Source organism: Alginatibacterium sediminis (assembly GCF_003610775.1).
Taxonomy (GTDB): Bacteria; Pseudomonadota; Gammaproteobacteria; order Enterobacterales; family Celerinatantimonadaceae; genus Alginatibacterium; species Alginatibacterium sediminis.
In genome coordinates this window covers 146,552-165,300 of record NZ_RAQO01000006.1, presented here as the reverse complement: position 1 = coordinate 165,300, position 18,749 = coordinate 146,552, and the positions used below count along the sequence as shown (strand labels likewise).

The window sequence follows — 18,749 nt, the reverse complement described above, 5'->3', positions numbered from 1 at the left end:
GGGAACCATTCCCTCCAACATTCTTAATTAACTAGCGGTACTGACTTTCAACACCGTCGTTTGTTTAGCACTTCTTAGCAATAAGCCACCAACGCTCACAATTACTACCCCACAGAAGACAAAGGCCATACGTCCCCAGAAAGGATTCGGAATTAGTACCATCAGCGTCACTAGTGCACCAAAGACCAAGATTAGTTTGCCTAACATATCGCGCTGTTGACGATCCATTTCATCTTGACCTTCACCTTCAATAACAGGCGTATCAACATCATGCCAGAATGCTTGCAGTTCTTGACTGCGCTTAACAGCAGGTTCTTTGTAGAATTTCGTGGTCAAGCAGAAGAAGCCGCCGGTAATGAACAGATGTCCAGCAATACCAAGTAAGACTTTAAGGTCTTTTGCCTCACGACTCGTAAACGGTGATTCAAGGTTGAGCCAATCAGCAACAACGTCAGCGGTAATCACGAAGCTAACAAGGTATGACACAACCACACCAACTGCTAAAGTGGCCCATGCAGCCCAGTCAGGTGTCTTTTTGATAAACATACCAAAGAATAGAGGTACCAAAATCGGCATTTGAAGCAAGGTACTTACGTACATCATTGCATCAAACAAGCTCAGGCCCCGTAAGGAGTTAATAAACAAGGCAACCCCTATGATTAGCACACCAAATACCATGGTGACAATCTGGCTCACCCGCATTAGCTTTCTGTCGTCTGCGTTCTTATCAATGATTGGGCTATAGAAGTTTCGAACAAATACCCCTGAATTTCGGTTCAACCCAGAATCCATAGATGACATTGTTGCAGCAAACACCGCTGACATAAGTAAGCCAACCATACCCACAGGCATCGCATTTTCTACGAAAACAAGATAGACCGCATCAGCGGCCTTACTGCCTAGTTCTGCCGCATGAGCTGTTGCCGCTTCTGGATATATAACGGCTGTTACCCATGGTGGTAAGAACCATATTGCTGGACCAATGAGCATTAGAACAAATGCGAGTAGTGCGGCTTTACGGGCGTTGGTTGAATCTTTGGCGGTTAGGAATCGATACGAGTCCTGCATATTGTTGATATTTTGAAGCTGTTTGACGAACATGAAGATAAACCACGACACAAACAACAACGGATAGTTCATGCCCGAACCCATGATGCTATCGGCTGGGAATTGTTCTATTAGATTAGATGGACCGCCAATTTTGACAAGCGCTGCAACAGCACAAACAACGGTAACAGCCATAATAACGACCATCTGTACGAAGTCAGATGCTACAACCCCCCAAGCGCCGCCAAGTACTGAAATAAATAGAACGATGAGTCCGGTCGCGACAATAGTAGTCTCGATATCGATTTTAAATACCGCACTAACAAACAATGCTAAGCCATTTAGCCAGATACCCGTGTAAACAATACTGGTTGGCATGGTTGCCCAGGTAAACACTTGTTCGTTCGTAGCACCAAAACGACGACGAACGCCTTCAATTGGTGTAACCACACGCATTTGTCGAAATCGGTACGAAAAGAATAACCAGGATAGAAGAAAGCCGAATGCATTGGCCATAAATACGACCATAATCGGAAAACCATCGGTAAATGCTTTACCAGCGGCGCCAGTAAAGGTCCATGCACTAAACTGCGTCATAAATGCAGTTGAACCCACCATCCACCACAACATTTTGCCACCACCACGAAAGTAGTCACTCGTAGAGCTTCCCGCAAAACGCTTAAAGATAACGCCTATCGCTATCATAAAGATAAAGTAGACACCTACAACAACCATGTCAATATTCACATTGAGCTCCTTTGCATTTCAAAAACCTTCAAATAATTTTTTTAAACCTACGTTTCATTATTGTGGAATAATCGTTTTAATAAAGACAAATGAGGCTAAAGTGTGATCTGAGTACGATAAATAGTTCCCAAAACCTTGCTCATTAAATCAGCTCTACATTTCGCAACTTTTTTAATATTTTATTAACAAATATATAGTCTTAGCAGAGTTATGCACTCCTGATAATCTGAAAACGCTTTCATGTCAGGCCTACGAATCGAGCAAAAAGAAAGATAGTGAGAAATGATCTATTGAGGTTTTCTGGGATGATACAAAACCGGTTTGGAGTATAATAAAATGATGCAATGAACACATGCGTTGGACTCAATAACGAGGTTTTTCTGAAAACTATGGTCGAAGCATTGTCAGTTGAAGTGAAAAACAATCTCAAAATCTCATTCAACTATTGTTACTAGCAAGTATTTAGTTCCCCCCATCTTACACAATGCCGCTATGGCCTCGATCGCTTAGGTATACGCCGCTGACAATATGACTTTGTAACTCGGCTAATTTCAGATTCCCTTAGATAGCCTTAAGCGGCAGAGGCCACACAACAATAAACTGCCCTAAAAACTGAATTTATCTAATTGTTACTACATTTTTTCAACATTGCTCACAATTTAATAGATTCCCCATTTACATAAAAATAAAATAATTCTAAATTTATTTTGAAACGCCGGTTCATATTTCAAAGTATAACTAGCTTTAATGGACTACCAAAAACTAAGAGGGATCATTTTTATGTATCGTCTTCACACAGCTATCGCATCAGCTGTCATCGCAAATTGCTTACTTGCTTCACCAGCAGCATTTGCCTCAGATGACAACCTGGTATCGAACAAGCCACTAGAGTTAGATATTCATTTTCACCAGAAAAAATTTGTTTATAACAACGATTGGTTAGTTGAGAAAGAAGCAGCCAAATTAACTAACCTCTCTCTTAACAATGTTGCGTCAATGGCAACCACTAATAGCGAAGAAGCATTCAACCTTATGATAGCGTCAGGGAATTTACCCGATATTGTCGGTGGGGAAATGCTCAAAGAGAATGTGAATCGATATGGCCCCGAAGGTGCTTTTGTACCTCTCAACGACCTAATTGCAGAACACGCACCCCATATCAAGGCACTGTTTGATGAAAGGCCAAATGTCTACAATTCGATAAAAGCTCACGATGGCAATGTTTACTATATTCCCTACATCCCCGATGGCAAATACGGGCGGGCTTACTTTATACGTTACGACTGGCTTAATAAGCTCGGCCTAGAAACTCCGCAAAATGTTGATGAACTCTACCAAGTCTTAACCGCGTTTAGAAACAATGATCCCAATGGCAACGGCAAAAAGGACGAAGTCCCCTTTTTCACCAGGCACTGGGAAGAACTTATTCGTCTGGTCACCTTATGGGATGGTCGTTCATCAGGCTCAGACAAATACCATGACTTCTATGTGGAGGACGGGATTCTAGCTCATGGTTATGTGGGCGACAATTATCGAGAAGGGATTAAGAATCTAGCGAAGTGGTACGAAGAAGGTCTTATCGACGCAGAGGTCTTCACTAGAGGAAGTCGTTCTAGAGAGTATTTATTGGCCAATGATTTAGGCGGAATGACACACGACTGGTTTGCCTCCACTTCTGGTTATAACGACGCACTAGCTGACAAAATGCCAGACTTCTTGTTCAAAGCGTTTGCGCCACCCGCCTCCCCCTCAGGAAAACGAGTCGAAGAACATCGCCGGTCTCAAGTTAAAAACTCAGGTTGGGCCATTTCCTACTCAAACGAAAATGTGGTCGAAACTATCAAGTATTTTGACTTTTGGTTCAGCGAGGAAGGCCGTCGTCTAGCCAACTTTGGTGTTGAAGGTGTGCATTACGACATGATTGACGGAAAACCAATTTTTAAAGACACCGTGCTCAATTCTGATACACCAGTTACTTCACAAATGTGGGCTATCGGAGCACAAGTTCAACGCGGCTTCCAACAGGATTACGCCAACGAAGAACAGTGGTCAAATAAATTCGCTTTAGATGGTATTGCGCTGTATGACCAAGGTGACTACTTACTTGAACCATTTCTTGGTGTATCGATGAACACCGAGGAAAAAGGCGTTTATGACAAGCATTGGATTACCATTCGAGACTACATGCTCGAGATGCAACAAGCTTGGATACTAGGAGCCCGAGATATTGATGAAGATTGGGACACCTACCAAGACCAACTAAAACGCATGGGATATCCAAAAGTGATTAAAGCAATGCAATCCGCCTATGACCGCGCCTACAAATAAAAACAGCCTCAAAATCTTGGCATAGGATTGCCGGATTGATGCAAGTATCAGGATCACTGTTGCCAAACTAGTGGTCCTGCCTTTCCCCTAGTGTTTCACCCTAATTAAGTTCATTAAGAAGCCAATTAAAGCACGTAAAGGAGTATGTATGTCTGGAGTAAAATTGGAAGGTGTGGTCAAAAGCTACAAGGACGTCACCGTTGTTCATGGAATAGATCTCGAAGTTAAATCTAAAGAGTTCGTTGTTTTGGTTGGGCCATCAGGATGTGGTAAGTCGACAACTTTGAGAATGCTTGCTGGGCTGGAAGAAATCAGTGATGGGCAGGTTTCTATAGACGACAAGGTCGTCAACCACATAGCTCCAAAAGACAGAGATGTTGCCATGGTTTTCCAAAACTACGCCCTATATCCTCATCTTAGTGTTGCGGAAAACATCGCCTTTGGCTTGCGCATTCGTAAAGTTCCAAAACCGCGAATCGAAGAACTGGTCAAAGAAGTTGCTCATACCTTAGAGCTAACGAGCTTATTAGAACGCAGACCCGCGGACTTATCAGGAGGTCAGCGTCAACGTGTAGCAATGGGAAGAGCTATCGTAAGGCATCCCAAAGTGTTTTTGTTTGATGAACCCTTGTCGAACTTGGATGCTAAGTTACGAACCCAAATGAGGGCAGAAATAAAACAACTTCACACTAAACTTGGTGTCACTAGTGTTTATGTTACTCACGACCAAGTGGAAGCGATGACTTTAGCCGATCGGATTGTCGTTATGAGTGATGGTCGAATAGAACAAATTGGCACCCCAATGGAGCTGTTCAACAACCCGATTAATACCTTCGTTGCAACCTTCATTGGTTCTCCACCAATGAACCTAATTAGCACCACCATCACCAGCATTGATGGTTTGGTCTACGCCGATATTTCAGGCAACAAATGTCTACTCCCACAATTAGAAAATCCCTGCGATTTAGAAGTAATCATTGGTATCCGACCCGAATATGTCGATATCGTTCCCGTGGACAATAGTAGCGCGGTACCAATACACGTTGATCTAGTGGAGACCTTAGGTTCAGAAGCGCTACTGCACTGCAGAATTCAAGAATCTGCTTTTGTCGTCAAAGTCGACACCCATGGAAAAGTTGAGCATTTAAAGCATCTTGACACCCTTTACTTTCGACAAGACGCAATTACCGTTTTCGACAAAACGACCGGACGAGCTCTAAGCCGAAGTTCAGTTGGCTGTAATGCCTAAGGAATGATGATGGAAAATGAACAAAGTTACCAAGTTATAAACGAGAGTCCGCGGAGTAAAAAGCTCACCTGGCTAATCCATCACTTTCAGAGGGAATGGCGGCTCTATATAATGTTAGCGCCGACACTCATTTGGTTTATTTTATTTCTTTATAAACCCATGTATGGTTTGCAAATAGCGTTTAAAGATTACAGCGTTTTTAAAGGTATAACAGACAGCCCTTGGATAGGCTTGGAGCACTTTTATACGCTATTTGAAAACGACCAGTTTATCCGAGCTATAAAAAATACCGTAATCATCAGTGGCGCCAGTCTTCTCTTTGGTTTTCCTGTACCAATTATTCTGGCACTAATGTTCAACGAAATCATTAACCCGAAATTCAAGAAAACCGCGCAAACCATCGTCTATCTACCTCACTTTATCTCAGCAGTTATTATTGCTGGGATTGTGATCACGGCATTCGCTCCCTCAACCGGGGTCGTCAATCTATTACTCAATGCCTTAGGTTATGATTCTGTCTATTTTCTTACAAAACCAGAATGGTTTCGAACGATCTTTGTTGGCACCGGAATTTGGCAAGAGGCCGGGTTTAACTCTATTGTATTTTTGGCCTCGATTGCTGGTGTAAATCCTTCACTCTATGAATCGGCAGTGGTTGATGGTGCATCGCGCTGGCAGATGATGTGGAAAATCACGTTGCCTTGCATCATGCCAACCATCTTAATAATGCTCATTATCCGAATAGGGAACATTCTAGAGGTGGGCTTTGAAATGATCATTATGCTTTACCAACCTGCAACCTATGCAACTTCCGACGTGATCAGTACGTTTATTTATCGTCAAGGTTTGCAAGCCGCTCAATACGACTTAGCTGCAGCCGCAGGGCTCTTCAATGCTGTCATCGCATTTGTATTGGTTATTGCTGCCAATACCATCAGTAAAAAAGTCTCCCGCACCTCACTTTGGTAAACAGGAACCCTAATGAGCCAAATAATGAACATGAATCTATACTCACGAGGCGACAAAGCATTTGTTTACATCAATATGTTTTTAGTTGCTCTATTTACGATTAGTACGCTCTACCCTTTCATTTATGTAGCTTCATTATCAATGAGTATGGGCGAGGCGGTAACTTCTGGGCAAGTGGTGCTAACACCGGTCCAAATTACCTTTGCTGCATACGAGAAGGTGATTTTTGATTCCGCATTTTGGATATCCTATCGAAATACTTTCATCTATACGATCGGCGGCACACTTACGAGCTTAGCTTTTATTGTTCCGTGCGCCTATGCGCTGTCTCGTCCACAATTACTTGGCCGAAAATACTGGAACATCATGATCGCCTTCACTATGTGGTTTAACGCCGGAATGATCCCGTTTTTCTTAAATATGCGCGATCTAGGGCTCTTAGATAGTTACTTGGGGATTATTATTGGATTTGCTTGTAATGCATTTAATATCATACTGCTGCGTAACTTTTTCGAAGCGGTCCCTCCGTCTTTCGAAGAGGCAGCCCGTATGGATGGCGCTAATGATTTCCAAGTATTATGGAAGGTCTTTATCCCACTGGCTAAACCAGCTATCGCGACGGTCACTCTGTTCTGTATCGTATCGCGCTGGAATGGCTTCTTCTGGGCCATGGTATTGCTCCGCGATGAATCAAAAGTACCTTTGCAAGTTTACCTTCGACAAATGATCACGCAATTGTCAGATGATGATACCTTTTCAAGTTCATTACTAGAAGCTGCCTACTCATTTGAAACCGTTAGTGCTGCGATTATGGTTTGTTCCATTATTCCTGTGCTGTTGATCTATCCATTTGTGCAGAAATACTTTAACAAAGGCATCATGTTAGGTGGCGTGAAAGAATAATGGTACTAACACGAACTGCGTTATAGTTTTATTCGATCAAGTAGCAGACCGTTACAGGTTAAGCCTTAGCCAATTAGGCTGGGGCTTTTTTATTGCTCGGTGACAGCAATGCACACCTATCCTTGGCAAACTCACGACGTCAAAGAGCTAAACCTTTCAAGCCTATGTTGAAAGAATGAGCAAAGAAGACTTGCCAATACCGTGTTTGGACCGCTGCTTACTTTAAATCTTTGGGAATCATCACACCTAGTCAATTTCCGTAATTTGTGTCGGAAGTCCATGTACTTACCAACCCAAATACAAGTCGGCAACACTTCAAAGGCTACTAATCCATAACAGCGATACAATTGGTTACAAATACACACATCGACATTATTATTTTTGATACGACGGTTTAAAAATATAGGTATGTGATTTTGATCTTGTATTTTTATATTTATTTAACCTAAATTAGTGCAAGCAAATAAATAGAAGAAAAATGATTTTTCTTCACAAAAGTTACTGAGATCATAATGAGTTTTTCGAATCTAAATCAGGCGGTGAATAGGGCCTTAAGTTCCATACTGATTTTTTTTATGGGGGCGATGGTAGTCACTGTCGTTTGGCAGGTGTTTACCCGCTTTGTCACCAATGACCCGTCGGTTTTTACCGATGAGTTATCACGCTACTTGCTCATTTGGATTGGGATCCTCGGCGGTGCTTACACTTATGCAGTCAAACGTCATCTTGCCTTAGAGCTTTTAATGCCGCATTTATCCTTTACTAAGCAACAAGTGCTCTGCATTTTTATAAACCTTCTGATCGTTGCCTTTTCATCGATTACGTTTGTTTACGGTGGCAGCGCTTATGTGTTGAACACATTAGAACACCAACAAGTTTCCCCTGGTCTAAGCATTGCTGGTCATCAACTCCTTATTGGCTATGTCTATGCTGTTGTCCCTATCGCTGGCTTACTGATTAATTATTACGGCGTACTCGATATTTCGGATTCTTTTGTGAAGATTCTAACCGCTAAGAAAGGGAGTAAATAATGACCCTGCTAGAGCTTATTTTTTCACCCGAGTACCTAGAAGTTATGCCTGATTTCTTCTACGACGTACTCCCTATCGCAATACTATTTGGAACCTTAGCAGTATTGCTTTTAATTGGTATGCCTATCGCTTTCGCCATTGGCAGCGCGGCCTTATTTACTATTTTTATCGACTTCCCACTCGATAAAGCTGCAATCTTAGTGTCTCAACAAATGGTCAATGGTTTGAATAGCTTTGGCTTACTGGCACTGCCATTCTTTATTGTGGCTGGAAATCTAATGAACCGCGGCGGACTGGCCGTTAGGCTGATTAATTTCGCGATGTTATTAGGCGGACGCCTACCTGGATCATTGTCACATGTAAATGTTATTGCAAATATGATGTTTGGCTCACTCTCAGGTTCAGCCGTTGCGTCCGCAGCAGCCGTCGGCGGAATCATGAAACCGCTGCAAGATAAACACGGGTATCCAACAGCCTTTTCTTCGGCGATTAATGTTGCATCGTGTCCAACCGGGCTGCTCATTCCGCCGTCTAACATCCTTATTTTATACGCACTGGTTAGCAGTACATCAGTTCAATACTTGTTTATAGCCGGCTACATCCCTGGATTGCTCATGGGACTAGGGATCATGATTGGGATCTTTTTGCTCGGCAAACGCTACAAAATACCACAACAAAAAATTGTGTTAGAGCAACGTCCCTTAAACGTCATCTTTGATGCCCTTCCAAGCTTGTTACTGGTCGTGATTATCATGGGAGGAATTGTCGGGGGAGTCTTTACCGCAACGGAAGCTAGTGCTATTGCGGTTGTGTATAGCCTATTCCTAGGCTTCGCCTATAAAGAGCTCAAGGTAAAAGCCCTGCCTTCGATTTTGCTCGATAGTGTATTAACCACCTCGATAGTACTGCTGATGATAGCGACCTCATCAGCCATGTCGTGGGCAATGGCCAACGCCGACATTCCCAATGCTATCGCTGAGTTTGTACTTAATTACTCATCTAATCCGATTGTCATCATGTTGTTGATGAATGTGGTGTTGCTGGTTGTTGGCACATTTATGGATATGTCCCCAGCCGTGCTCATCTTCACACCAATATTTTTACCGATTGCCATTCTACTTGGCGTTGACCCGGTGCACTTTGGGATCATTCTAGTCTTTAACTTATGTATCGGTATTTGTACTCCTCCAGTTGGCACCGCTCTGTTTGTTGGGTGCAGTGTCTCCGGAGCAAAAATTGGAGAGGTGGTACCAAAGCTGTTACCACTTTTCTTAATAATGGTCACCACGCTGGCACTGATAGTAGCCTTTCCGGCGCTAACCATGTGGTTACCTGAATTAGCAGGATATAAATCCTAAAAACGCTACAACATTTACACTAAAGGAATAACTCGATGAATGTTAAACATTTACTACTCGCGACATTGGTTGCGGGAATGGCCAGCAGTACGGCGGTTTACGCCAAAACGATTAAGCTTTCACATATTTTGCCGACAGAACATCCAGTACACCAATCCTTGGAATGGTTCGCAGAAGAAACAAGTGGCGAAATTAAAGACCGTATTAAGGTTTATCCAAACGGGACCTTAGGTAGTGAAACAACCTCCATGCAAATGGTTCAAAATGGAACAATTGGCTTAACGAAGGTCAGTGCTGCGCTACTTGAATCATTTTCTGAATCCTACAAAATACTATCCTTACCCTATCTGTATCGTGATTTGGACCATTACTATAGTGTGGTCAACGGCCCTATCGGTAAGGAAATTCTAGAGTCATCACGTGATAAAGGCTTTATTGGTCTCGCATTTATGGATGCTGGGGCTCGCAGCTTTTACACGGATAAACCTATTGTCACCCCAGCAGATTTAGCCGGCATGAAAATTCGAGTTCAGAACTCGCCACTTGCCATTGATATCATTAAATCGCTAGGCGCAACGCCGGTACCACTGCCTTATGGCGAGCTTTACTCTGCGCTGCAACAAGGTGTAGTCGATGGAGCTGAGAATAATATCCCATCGTATTATTCGTCGCGTCATTTCGAAGTTAAGAAATTCTATTCGTATGATCGCCATACCATGGTGCCAGACGTACTCGTCGTTTCGACCGATGTATGGAATGGGTTTACAGACGAAGAACGCTCTAAAATCCGCAATGTGATCATGAAAACTAACGACGTTCAGAAAAAGAATTGGAGCGACTACGTTAGTAAAGCAAAAGTTGATCTCGCGGCAAAAGGGGTCACGTTTGTAGAAAGTGATACACCAACGTTCCAAGCAGCGGTCACACCTGTATACGACAAATTTAAAGCTGAATACCCACAATTTGGCGATATGCTCATTGATATCCAAAACACCAAATAGTTAATCTCGCAAACCAATCTCTCAAGCGATGCCTCTCCAGCATCGCTTTTTAGTCATACAAATATAGTAGATATGACGCTTATTATCTTTCATTATGAATAGCCTAAAACCATACAAAATGGCTCAAAGATCACTACACTCAATCGAAGTCTGTAACGTTTTTTGAAGCAATCTAAAATTAGTATTTCCATCTTCACCTGTCAAAAAATAAAGCTCCTCAGACAACAAAAATCATCTCATAAGCGAAGTATTGGCAGCCCTTTAAAACCCGATGATAAATATATAATGGTCTGGAGACGAACTATTGGAGGTATAGCGAGATCCAAAGAGCATAGTTAAGATGGAAGTGATGCCACAAAGCACATCTGGCCATATTGCATCCAAAGGCCTCAGCAGTTTTACTAAAGATATTAGCATTGAGACAATGTAAGCGACTACCGAAAGAGCGATTTGGAATTGGAATTGGAATTGGAATTGGAATTGGAATTGGAATCAAAAATGGGAGCATACATTTAGCGCGCATCCAAGCCCTGATATCGGAAACTGAAAAAGCACTCATTGAGTGCTTTAAAATCTTTCAGAAACTGCGTAATACTTATCCTAGTTCGCGAAAAACAATACCTTTAATCGATAAGAGACTTCACATAGGCAGCAATTTCGGAATCTTTACAGTTATCAAAGAAACAAGCCTGGAATTGTGTGCTACCCACTGCAGTTTTAACTAAAGATTGGTCAATCGCTTTGAGTGAATCAATCAAACTAGTTTTGGCAACAGCAGCTTTAACTTCATTTAAAATACCAGCGTTTTGTTGCTGTGGAGCTGCGCGCTCGATTGGATAGCCTTGCCCACGCTCGCCAGTAAATGCTTTCTCAAACATATAGCGAACATTAAGCTCACCCGCCCAGCCAAAGCCTTTAGCGAATGCCAAGGCTAAAGCGTTACCATTGTTGATCTGATTAAACAGAAAAGCATCTGAAGGCTCCAGGCAGTAACCACAAACCACTCCAGGGTGAAGATTAAGTGACATCATTGCACCTTGCCCCGTTCCACAGCCTGCAACTACAAAATCAACGGCTTTAGAATTAAGCAGTATACTAGCCATGATTCCAAGGTGGATGTATGTAAGGTGGTGATCATTTTCGTTTGTCATACCGACGTTAAATACATCATGGCCTAAATCACCCGCAACCGTGTTTAGTTCCGCTGCAACCATCGCATTTTTACCGGCTTGGCTGTTTTCCATCATCAAAGCAATTTTCATTGAACTCTCCCGCAGCATGCTGCAACAAATTAGTATTCTAAATAAAATCTTTACGCATTGGCGTAAAGTTATCGATTAGTACTCCGGCTTTAAGACATACACAGCCATGCTCAATATTTGGCTCTTTGTACATCGTATCCCCGGCTTTTACGATTCTTTTTTCATCATTAATAGTGAACTCAAACTCACCGGATAGAACATAAGTTAGTTGTTCATGGGGATGATTGTGCAACGCTCCAATGGCACCTTTTTCAAAGTGCACCTCAACCGCCATCATATTGTCGCTATGCGCCAAAACCTTGCGGGAAATACCGTCACCAAGATCAGTCAACTCTATGTCTTTGTTAAAAATAAACATGAAATTCCTATTTATATTAATTAGTTACGGCAACGAATCCATTGCGAAGCTTTATATGCTGACGCATATATGTTTAACCGCAACCCTAGCCTTGAATTACTATCTAGCTAGCCAGCCGCCATCAACCGCGATGGTATAGCCATTGATATAAGAAGCGGCATCTGATGCCAAGAACACACAAGGGCCAGCTACGTCTTCAGGCGTACCCCATCGGTCTGCTGGAATGCGTTCAAGGATGCTAGCATTGCGTTCTTCATCAGCTCGTAAAGCAGTGGTGTTATTGGTTGCCATATAGCCGGGAGCTATCGCGTTTACGTTGATATTATGATTTGCCCACTCGTTAGCCATGGCACGCGTAATGCCCATAACCGCACTTTTTGAGGCCGTGTATGAAGGTACGCGGATACCGCCTTGAAAAGACAACATCGATGCAATGTTAATTATTTTTCCACCGTGGCCTTGAGCGATAAACTGTTTAGCAACAGCTTGAGACATAAAGAAAACAGTTTTCGAGTTAATGTTCATCACATCATCCCAATTCTGCTCAGAGAACTCGATGGCGTCTTCACGACGAATAATGCCAGCATTGTTAACCAAAATGTCAATCTTGCCGAACTCAGCAATTGCCTGCGCTACGATATCAGCAATTTCATCTTGCTTTAGCAAATTGGCCCGTACATCTAAAAACGAAAAAGCATGTTCATTCATTTTTTCAATCGTTTCAGTCGGCTCTACGTAGTTAACCCCAACAACTTTGCAACCGGCTTGGGCAAGTCCAAGAGCCATTCCTTGACCTAAGCCAGTGTCACATCCAGTTACAATTGCAACTTTCCCTTTAAGATTGAAAGATTCCAAGATCATGTTCCTACCCTCTATTGTCTTTGCTCTGATGACGATTGCCGAATAAGCTCGGTTGAATTAAGTCATACAATATAAGAAAATGATTGCACATACAATTATTTTTGAAACGTCATTTCAATAATACTGAGTGTATGTGCAAATGTGTGAACTGGATCGATCTTAAGTTCTGTTTTTTTAAAAAAGGGTTTCAATAAAAATGATTGATGGTATTTTCACTTGATACTTCAATGATTAGGTATCATCTAATAATGGAAAAAAACACCCAGCCTGAGTCCGTATCTTCTGTGCTAAAAGTCTTTAACATTCTCGAAGCCTTAGGCGATCAAAAAGAAATTGGCGTCTCAGAGTTATCGCAGCGCTTGCTAACATCGAAAGCGACAACCTATCGTTTCTTACAGACAATGAAGACTTTGGGCTATATCTCGCAACAAGGTGAAGCCGATAAATACTCGCTAACTCTAAAAATGTTTGAGCTCGGTTCCAAATCTTTAGAGTGGGTTGATATGGTAACAATCGCAGAATCCGAAATGCGAGTTATTTCAGAAGATACCAATGAAACGGTGCACCTTGGAGCACTTGATAGCGGTTCTATCATCTATATTCATAAGATTGATTCAAGCTTTGCACTGCGTATGCACTCTCGGGTTGGAAGAAGAAACCCGTTACACACAACGGCAATAGGGAAAGTATTGTTAGCTGAGCGCGAAGAAGCCTACGTGCGTAATATACTTAATGGTGCTGATTTCGTAAAAAGCACTCCTAATACATTAGAAAATATTGAACAGTTGCTTGAAGAACTTAAAATCGTTAAGCAGCAACATTTTGGCGAAGACAACGAAGAACAAGAACCAGGCTTGCGTTGTATCGCGGCGCCAATCTATGACCGCTTTGGTGTTGTTATCGCTGGCGTATCTATCTCATTTCCGACAATCCGGTTTGACGAAGACAAAAAATCTCACTATGTAGAAATACTGCATAACGCTGGACGTCATATTTCAGAGCAATTGGGCTTCAAAAACTACCCGGTGAAATAACACCAATAATAAGCTCAATCATGATTTATATGTGACGAATTAGTCATCTAGTTCGTCACAATCTTCAACGTATGCGAATTAACGCAAGGTATCCATATCCACAAAATCCATGTCATCAAAGGTTTGATTTTCACCTAACATCCCCCAAACAAAACTATAGTTCTGGGTACCGCAGCCAGAATGTATAGACCAACTAGGTGACAGGACCAACTGCTTGTCTCTAACGACAATGTGCCGTGTCTCTTCCGGTTGACCCATGTAATGAAAAACAACTTGCTCAGGCTTCACGTTAAAGTACAGATAGGCTTCCATTCGTCGTTCATGAGTGTGAGCTGGCATGGTATTCCAGACGCTACCCGGCTCTAAATGCGTTGCCCCCATGCACAGTTGGCATGTTGGCAGTACATCTGGGTGTAAGTACTGATTAATGACCCGCGCATTCGCGTTCTCTAAGCTGCCCAGTTCAACAACTTTTGCTTGCGAACGGGTGATGATTCTTGATGGGTAAGCATGGTGTGCTGGAGCGCTTAGACAATACAACGAGGTATAGCTGTCTTCTAAGCTAGTGAATTCGATATTTTGTTCACCTTGGCCCAAATAAAGGGCATCAAGATTTTCAAGAACGTAGACTTTATCATTACAACGCACTTCAGCTTTTGGTCCCAAATTGATAATTCCCAATTCGCGGCGTTGTAAAAAAAAGTCCGTCCCAAATGCTTTATCATCAACATAGTCATTGAGTTTAAGCGTTTGCTTCGAAGCGCTCACGCCTAGTGCAACCACTCGATCAATATGGCTATAAACTAAGGTTATTTGTTCTGGATTAAAAAGAGATTCGGTTAAGAATTCTTGTCTTAACCGAGCGGTGTCGTAATGTTTGGTATCTAAAGGGTTATTGTTGTAATTAATAAACATAGAAGTCTCCTGAACTTGGAGAAAGTGTACAACTCATCGAGAAGGGATCAATCCAATTTCTATACAAAACATTAAACTTGAGAGCTAAGCCGCATTTTTGAACCATTGTTTTGATTAATTTATAATATCGTTTCCATTAACAAATGAAGAACTAGGGACCCATTACATTTAGGGCCGTATTTAATCTGAAGCTTTACAAAACGTGAAGCCCCGCATAAATTTTTCAGGCAATACCCTAATCATTGCGACCAAAAAACATATGCGGGCTCCAAAGCTAATTACATAGAGAGTTCGTAGATACTCTCTACTTCTTCGGCGGTTGGCTGATGAGGATTCCCAGGTAAGCATGGGTCAAGCATCGCTTTACCAACCCAGGCATTGATATCAGAATTTTGAACACCCAAGCTACTAAAACCTTCAGGGATCTGTACCCGTACAGAGAGCTCTTTGATTAGCTCGATTGCTTTCTCGGCTCCTTGTTTATCACTCATATCTAACTTTTGGTCTAGTAAAGCCTCAGCGACCAATTTATAGCGCTCAGGAACATATTTAGCATTATATTCACAAACATAAGGTAGTAAGATCGCATTACACACCCCATGCGGTAGATTATGGGTTGCGCCAGGTTGATGCGCCATAGCGTGCACAAGCCCAAGCCCCGAACTGTTAAAGGCCATGCCTGCTAGAAACTGCGCGCAAGCGAGTTTATCGCGCGCTTCCACATTCGTACCATCGTCAACTGCGATTGGCAGCCATTGGCGAATCAACTTGATTGCCTCGCGGGCTGTTGGCTCTGTCAATGCGTGTGCTCCGGGAGTTACGTAGGCTTCAATGGCATGAGTTAAGGCATCCATTCCCGTAGCCGCAGTTACATCCGCTGGTAATCCAATCATTAAATTGGCGTCATTTACAGCAATGTCAGGGATTTGTTTTGCATCTATGATCACCATTTTGACTTGTTTTTTCTCATCCGTAATCACGGAGTTTGACGTCATTTCGGCCGCCGTTCCAGCAGTGGTATTTACAGCTACAAAATATTGCCCAGGGTTTGTGACTTGCCCGACCCCATTAAAATCGCATATATCTCGGCCTGGGTTCGATGCCATTACTCGTATCGCTTTAGCGCAATCCATTGGACTGCCACCACCGACAGCCATAAACGCATCACACTCGTGTTCTAAGTATACTTGATAGCCTTGGCGAACTAAGCTTGCAGTTGGGTTTGGGCTAACCTGATCAAATAGAGCATAGGAAATATTATGTAACTCGAACTGGGCAAACACCTCGTTCAAGATACCTAACTTGATTAAATTTTTATCAGTTACCAATAAAACTCGTTTGGGTTTCTGCTTGGCGAGTTCTTCGATTGCGTCCACAACTGCGCCTGGACCGGCGAAACTTAACTTCGGTAAATTTAGTGCAAATGCCATGCTTAATGCTCCTATAGATTAAAAGTCTCTTTTAGATCCTGCATATCCGCTAGACTGATACCTTCTGGCTCAAATCCACTGGCGAGACATCCCAAAAATAGCTTTGCCCCTTTGTTAGCAACATCAATATAATCAAACGCTTCTAGGGCATCTTGGCCAGTAGAAACTGCGCCATGTTTTTCCCAAACTGCAACATCAAAGCGCATCAATTTTTCTGTGGTAGTGTTTGCCATGGTCTGACTGCCTGGCATGCAATACGGTACAATCCCAATCCCTCGGGGAACAAATGCTCTTACTTCCGGCAACATCTTCCAACACGCATTGGTAAAGATTTCGTCACTACTCACATAATCACGATGATGAGATAACATGATTAGTTCTAATGGATGAGTGTGAACCACACACCGGTCTTTTGAGCCCGATTTTTGCTTAGCTATTATTATTTCCACGTGAGAAATAAACTCGCTAGTTGGTGCATAATCGGTTTGGCCTCGCCCTCCCCATAGGATGTGATAACCTTTGGCTTCATCATCAATACGAAGCACACAACCGGCGTCTTCAGGACGACTTAATTCACGGATCCGCTCGCCAGTGCCTTTCACAAAAAAGATATGGCCAGCGCTTTCCTTAGGGAAGGAAAACTCGCCAATACTATTAAGCGAGCAATGGGGAAATAGATTTATATCGCCATCGAGCTCACCAAATATATCGGTTAAATCTACCGATATATTTCCGCCATTGCGTTCAGCCCATTCACGCAACCATAAATACGAACCTACCTCAGAGACCTTTGTAATTTCATGCAATACTGCGTCGTTTAGTTCGATATTAGTTTTCATTGTTTACCCTTGATAAGGAAGATGTAAAAGCTAAAAAAAATATTATTTACTACCGCTCACGCCATAAAAAACATGCTGCTTAACTCACGACTCACGGGGGAGTTATCTGGATTGCTAGCCATAATGTCTTTCATATAGGCCCACCAGCGCTGACAAACCTCAGTCTGCGCAATACGGTTCCACTGCTCCTCACTTTGGACTTCAACGTAAGCAAATAATTGGTTCGAAGGCGTGTCTAAGAAAATCGAATAATTACTTGCACCGTGATCTTTTAGTACCTCAATCAGCCCAGGCCAGATCTCGTCATGACGTTTTTGGTAAGCGAGCTGGCAGCCCGGGTTTAACAGCATGACAAACGCTTTACGAATCGTTGAATCGGTCATGATTATTTCCTTTTCTTAGAAATCTAAGTCAGTTTCCAACTTTGTTGCGTAGGCGCTGGAACACGCCAGGCAATGCGATGACGCAAATCAACATTGCACCAATGATGATTGACATTACGATGCCAGGTACATTGATGAGACCTAAGCCCGAATTCACCAAGCCCATTAGGAACACTGCAATGACAACCCCAACAATGGTTCCTGAACCGCCTAAAATACTGACACCACCTAGAACTACCATGGTGATGATGTTCAGCTCCCATCCCAAGGCAATAGTTGGGCGAGTGCTGCCAAGTCGAGAGGTCAACATAATTGCTGCTATTGAACAAAAGAATCCAACCATGATGAAGATAATGAGCTTGTGCTTAGCAACATTGATTCCCGAGTAATAGGCTGCTGTAGGATTGTTACCTATGGCATAGGTTCGACGACCAAAGTTGGTTTTTTGCAAAAGAATATAAAAAAGAACCGCGATGACCAGGAAGCTTGCGAATTCAAAGCCGATGAATGGCGCAACATAACCTTGTCCGAAAAACGAAAAACTCTCTGGGTAGTTCTTTAGTGCTTGATCGCCAAGCAATATATAGGTAATCCCTCGAAATAAGCTCATGGTGCCAATGGTTACAACAATTGCTGGAATATTGAGTCTAGTAATCAGTAGTCCATTTAAGGCCCCGCATAACGTGCCTACAATCATTCCGGCTGAACAAATCAAGAACAAACTATCGGTTACTTCTGCAGTGAATCCCATCGCTGTCGAGCTTAACGCAATGATAGATGCAACAGAGATGTCGATGTCTCGAACGATAATAACTAGCGCGAGTGGTAACGCTATAATCGCCTTCTCTGAAAAGTTGAATGTCGCATCAGACAAAGACCAGGGGTCTAAGAAATATGGCGATGCTAAGCAGTTGATGAAGAACACTAAAACAGTGGTCGCCAGTAAAAAGGATTCCCAACTAAATACCCAACTCGGTAAACTTTTTTTCTCTATGTCCTTTGTCTCAAAGGAACTGTTGTTGATCTTTTCCATT

17 protein-coding genes are annotated in these 18,749 nt (G+C 42.6%); 8 read left to right on the top strand and 9 right to left on the bottom strand.

Annotated elements, in window-relative coordinates:
• Positions 1-27: 27 nt before the first annotated feature.
• Positions 28-1,794, bottom strand: a complete 1,767-nt coding sequence (locus DBZ36_RS11575; RefSeq protein ID WP_120355112.1) for a sodium:solute symporter family protein — start codon at positions 1,792-1,794, stop codon at positions 28-30.
• A 780-nt stretch (positions 1,795-2,574) separates the two neighbouring features.
• Here DBZ36_RS11575 and DBZ36_RS11570 point away from each other — a divergent pair.
• From DBZ36_RS11570 to DBZ36_RS11540, 7 genes are all read left to right on the top strand, one after another.
• Complete coding sequence (locus tag DBZ36_RS11570) at positions 2,575-4,122, top strand: extracellular solute-binding protein (protein WP_120355111.1); 1,548 nt, start codon at positions 2,575-2,577, stop codon at positions 4,120-4,122.
• A gap of 148 nt (positions 4,123-4,270) precedes the next feature.
• On the top strand, positions 4,271-5,371 hold the full coding sequence (locus DBZ36_RS11565; RefSeq protein WP_120355110.1) for an ABC transporter ATP-binding protein: 1,101 nt from the start codon (positions 4,271-4,273) through the stop codon (positions 5,369-5,371).
• A 111-nt stretch (positions 5,372-5,482) separates the two neighbouring features.
• Entirely contained in the window at positions 5,483-6,340 is an 858-nt protein-coding gene (locus DBZ36_RS11560; protein ID WP_199711843.1) for an ABC transporter permease, read from the top strand.
• A 12-nt stretch (positions 6,341-6,352) separates the two neighbouring features.
• A complete protein-coding gene (locus DBZ36_RS11555) occupies positions 6,353-7,243 on the top strand; it encodes a carbohydrate ABC transporter permease (RefSeq protein ID WP_199711842.1) in 891 nt (296 codons plus the stop codon).
• Between the two features lie 512 nt (positions 7,244-7,755).
• Entirely contained in the window at positions 7,756-8,274 is a 519-nt protein-coding gene (locus tag DBZ36_RS11550) for a TRAP transporter small permease (protein WP_120355108.1), read from the top strand.
• Positions 8,275-8,318: 44 nt separating this feature from the next.
• On the top strand, positions 8,319-9,632 hold the full coding sequence (locus DBZ36_RS11545) for a TRAP transporter large permease (RefSeq protein WP_199711863.1): 1,314 nt from the start codon (positions 8,319-8,321) through the stop codon (positions 9,630-9,632).
• 35 nt (positions 9,633-9,667) lie between these two features.
• Entirely contained in the window at positions 9,668-10,633 is a 966-nt protein-coding gene (locus tag DBZ36_RS11540; RefSeq protein ID WP_120355106.1) for a TRAP transporter substrate-binding protein, read from the top strand.
• Between the two features lie 623 nt (positions 10,634-11,256).
• On the opposite strand, the gene DBZ36_RS11535 is transcribed toward DBZ36_RS11540, so the two are convergent.
• The 3 genes from DBZ36_RS11535 to kduD form a co-directional block, all read right to left on the bottom strand.
• Positions 11,257-11,895 carry an RpiB/LacA/LacB family sugar-phosphate isomerase gene (locus tag DBZ36_RS11535; protein WP_120355105.1) on the bottom strand — a complete coding sequence of 213 codons (639 nt, stop codon included), beginning with the start codon at positions 11,893-11,895 and terminating at the stop codon, positions 11,257-11,259.
• Between the two features lie 37 nt (positions 11,896-11,932).
• A complete protein-coding gene (locus DBZ36_RS11530; protein WP_120355104.1) occupies positions 11,933-12,253 on the bottom strand; it encodes a cupin domain-containing protein in 321 nt (106 codons plus the stop codon).
• 99 nt (positions 12,254-12,352) lie between these two features.
• Entirely contained in the window at positions 12,353-13,114 is a 762-nt protein-coding gene (gene kduD / locus DBZ36_RS11525; RefSeq protein WP_120355103.1) for a 2-dehydro-3-deoxy-D-gluconate 5-dehydrogenase KduD, read from the bottom strand.
• A 248-nt stretch (positions 13,115-13,362) separates the two neighbouring features.
• Here kduD and kdgR point away from each other — a divergent pair, with 248 nt between their 5' ends.
• The gene (gene kdgR, locus DBZ36_RS11520; protein WP_120355102.1) at positions 13,363-14,148 is read left to right on the top strand and encodes a DNA-binding transcriptional regulator KdgR; all 786 of its coding nucleotides are present in this window, start codon (positions 13,363-13,365) and stop codon (positions 14,146-14,148) included.
• Positions 14,149-14,226: 78 nt separating this feature from the next.
• On the opposite strand, the gene kduI is transcribed toward kdgR, so the two are convergent.
• From kduI to DBZ36_RS11495, 5 genes are all read right to left on the bottom strand, one after another.
• A complete protein-coding gene (gene kduI, locus DBZ36_RS11515; RefSeq protein ID WP_120355101.1) occupies positions 14,227-15,063 on the bottom strand; it encodes a 5-dehydro-4-deoxy-D-glucuronate isomerase in 837 nt (278 codons plus the stop codon).
• A gap of 278 nt (positions 15,064-15,341) precedes the next feature.
• Positions 15,342-16,493: a lactaldehyde reductase gene (gene fucO, locus DBZ36_RS11510; protein WP_120355100.1), complete on the bottom strand. Its 1,152-nt coding sequence runs from the start codon at positions 16,491-16,493 to the stop codon at positions 15,342-15,344.
• Between the two features lie 11 nt (positions 16,494-16,504).
• Positions 16,505-17,332: a rhamnulose-1-phosphate aldolase gene (gene rhaD, locus DBZ36_RS11505; RefSeq protein WP_120355099.1), complete on the bottom strand. Its 828-nt coding sequence runs from the start codon at positions 17,330-17,332 to the stop codon at positions 16,505-16,507.
• 56 nt (positions 17,333-17,388) lie between these two features.
• Positions 17,389-17,715 carry an L-rhamnose mutarotase gene (gene rhaM / locus DBZ36_RS11500; RefSeq protein WP_120355098.1) on the bottom strand — a complete coding sequence of 109 codons (327 nt, stop codon included), beginning with the start codon at positions 17,713-17,715 and terminating at the stop codon, positions 17,389-17,391.
• Positions 17,716-17,743: 28 nt separating this feature from the next.
• Complete coding sequence (locus tag DBZ36_RS11495) at positions 17,744-18,748, bottom strand: ABC transporter permease (RefSeq protein ID WP_120355097.1); 1,005 nt, start codon at positions 18,746-18,748, stop codon at positions 17,744-17,746.
• Position 18,749 lies beyond the last annotated feature (1 nt).

Excerpts from the sequence above, each read along its gene's own strand:
- DBZ36_RS11555 (WP_199711842.1), top strand. The coding sequence starts at position 6,353 with ATGAGCCAAATAATGAACATGAATCTATACTCACGAGGCGACAAAGCA.
- rhaD (WP_120355099.1), bottom strand. The coding sequence starts at position 17,332 with ATGAAAACTAATATCGAACTAAACGACGCAGTATTGCATGAAATTACA.
- DBZ36_RS11560 (WP_199711843.1), top strand. The coding sequence starts at position 5,483 with ATGTTAGCGCCGACACTCATTTGGTTTATTTTATTTCTTTATAAACCC.
- fucO (WP_120355100.1), bottom strand. The coding sequence starts at position 16,493 with ATGGCATTTGCACTAAATTTACCGAAGTTAAGTTTCGCCGGTCCAGGC.
- DBZ36_RS11540 (WP_120355106.1), top strand. The coding sequence starts at position 9,668 with ATGAATGTTAAACATTTACTACTCGCGACATTGGTTGCGGGAATGGCC.
- rhaM (WP_120355098.1), bottom strand. The coding sequence starts at position 17,715 with ATGACCGATTCAACGATTCGTAAAGCGTTTGTCATGCTGTTAAACCCG.
- DBZ36_RS11530 (WP_120355104.1), bottom strand. The coding sequence starts at position 12,253 with ATGTTTATTTTTAACAAAGACATAGAGTTGACTGATCTTGGTGACGGT.
- DBZ36_RS11545 (WP_199711863.1), top strand. The coding sequence starts at position 8,319 with ATGCCTGATTTCTTCTACGACGTACTCCCTATCGCAATACTATTTGGA.
- DBZ36_RS11535 (WP_120355105.1), bottom strand. The coding sequence starts at position 11,895 with ATGAAAATTGCTTTGATGATGGAAAACAGCCAAGCCGGTAAAAATGCG.
- kdgR (WP_120355102.1), top strand. The coding sequence starts at position 13,363 with ATGGAAAAAAACACCCAGCCTGAGTCCGTATCTTCTGTGCTAAAAGTC.
- DBZ36_RS11565 (WP_120355110.1), top strand. The coding sequence starts at position 4,271 with ATGTCTGGAGTAAAATTGGAAGGTGTGGTCAAAAGCTACAAGGACGTC.
- DBZ36_RS11550 (WP_120355108.1), top strand. The coding sequence starts at position 7,756 with ATGAGTTTTTCGAATCTAAATCAGGCGGTGAATAGGGCCTTAAGTTCC.
- kduI (WP_120355101.1), bottom strand. The coding sequence starts at position 15,063 with ATGTTTATTAATTACAACAATAACCCTTTAGATACCAAACATTACGAC.
- kduD (WP_120355103.1), bottom strand. The coding sequence starts at position 13,114 with ATGATCTTGGAATCTTTCAATCTTAAAGGGAAAGTTGCAATTGTAACT.
- DBZ36_RS11495 (WP_120355097.1), bottom strand. The coding sequence starts at position 18,748 with ATGGAAAAGATCAACAACAGTTCCTTTGAGACAAAGGACATAGAGAAA.
- DBZ36_RS11570 (WP_120355111.1), top strand. The coding sequence starts at position 2,575 with ATGTATCGTCTTCACACAGCTATCGCATCAGCTGTCATCGCAAATTGC.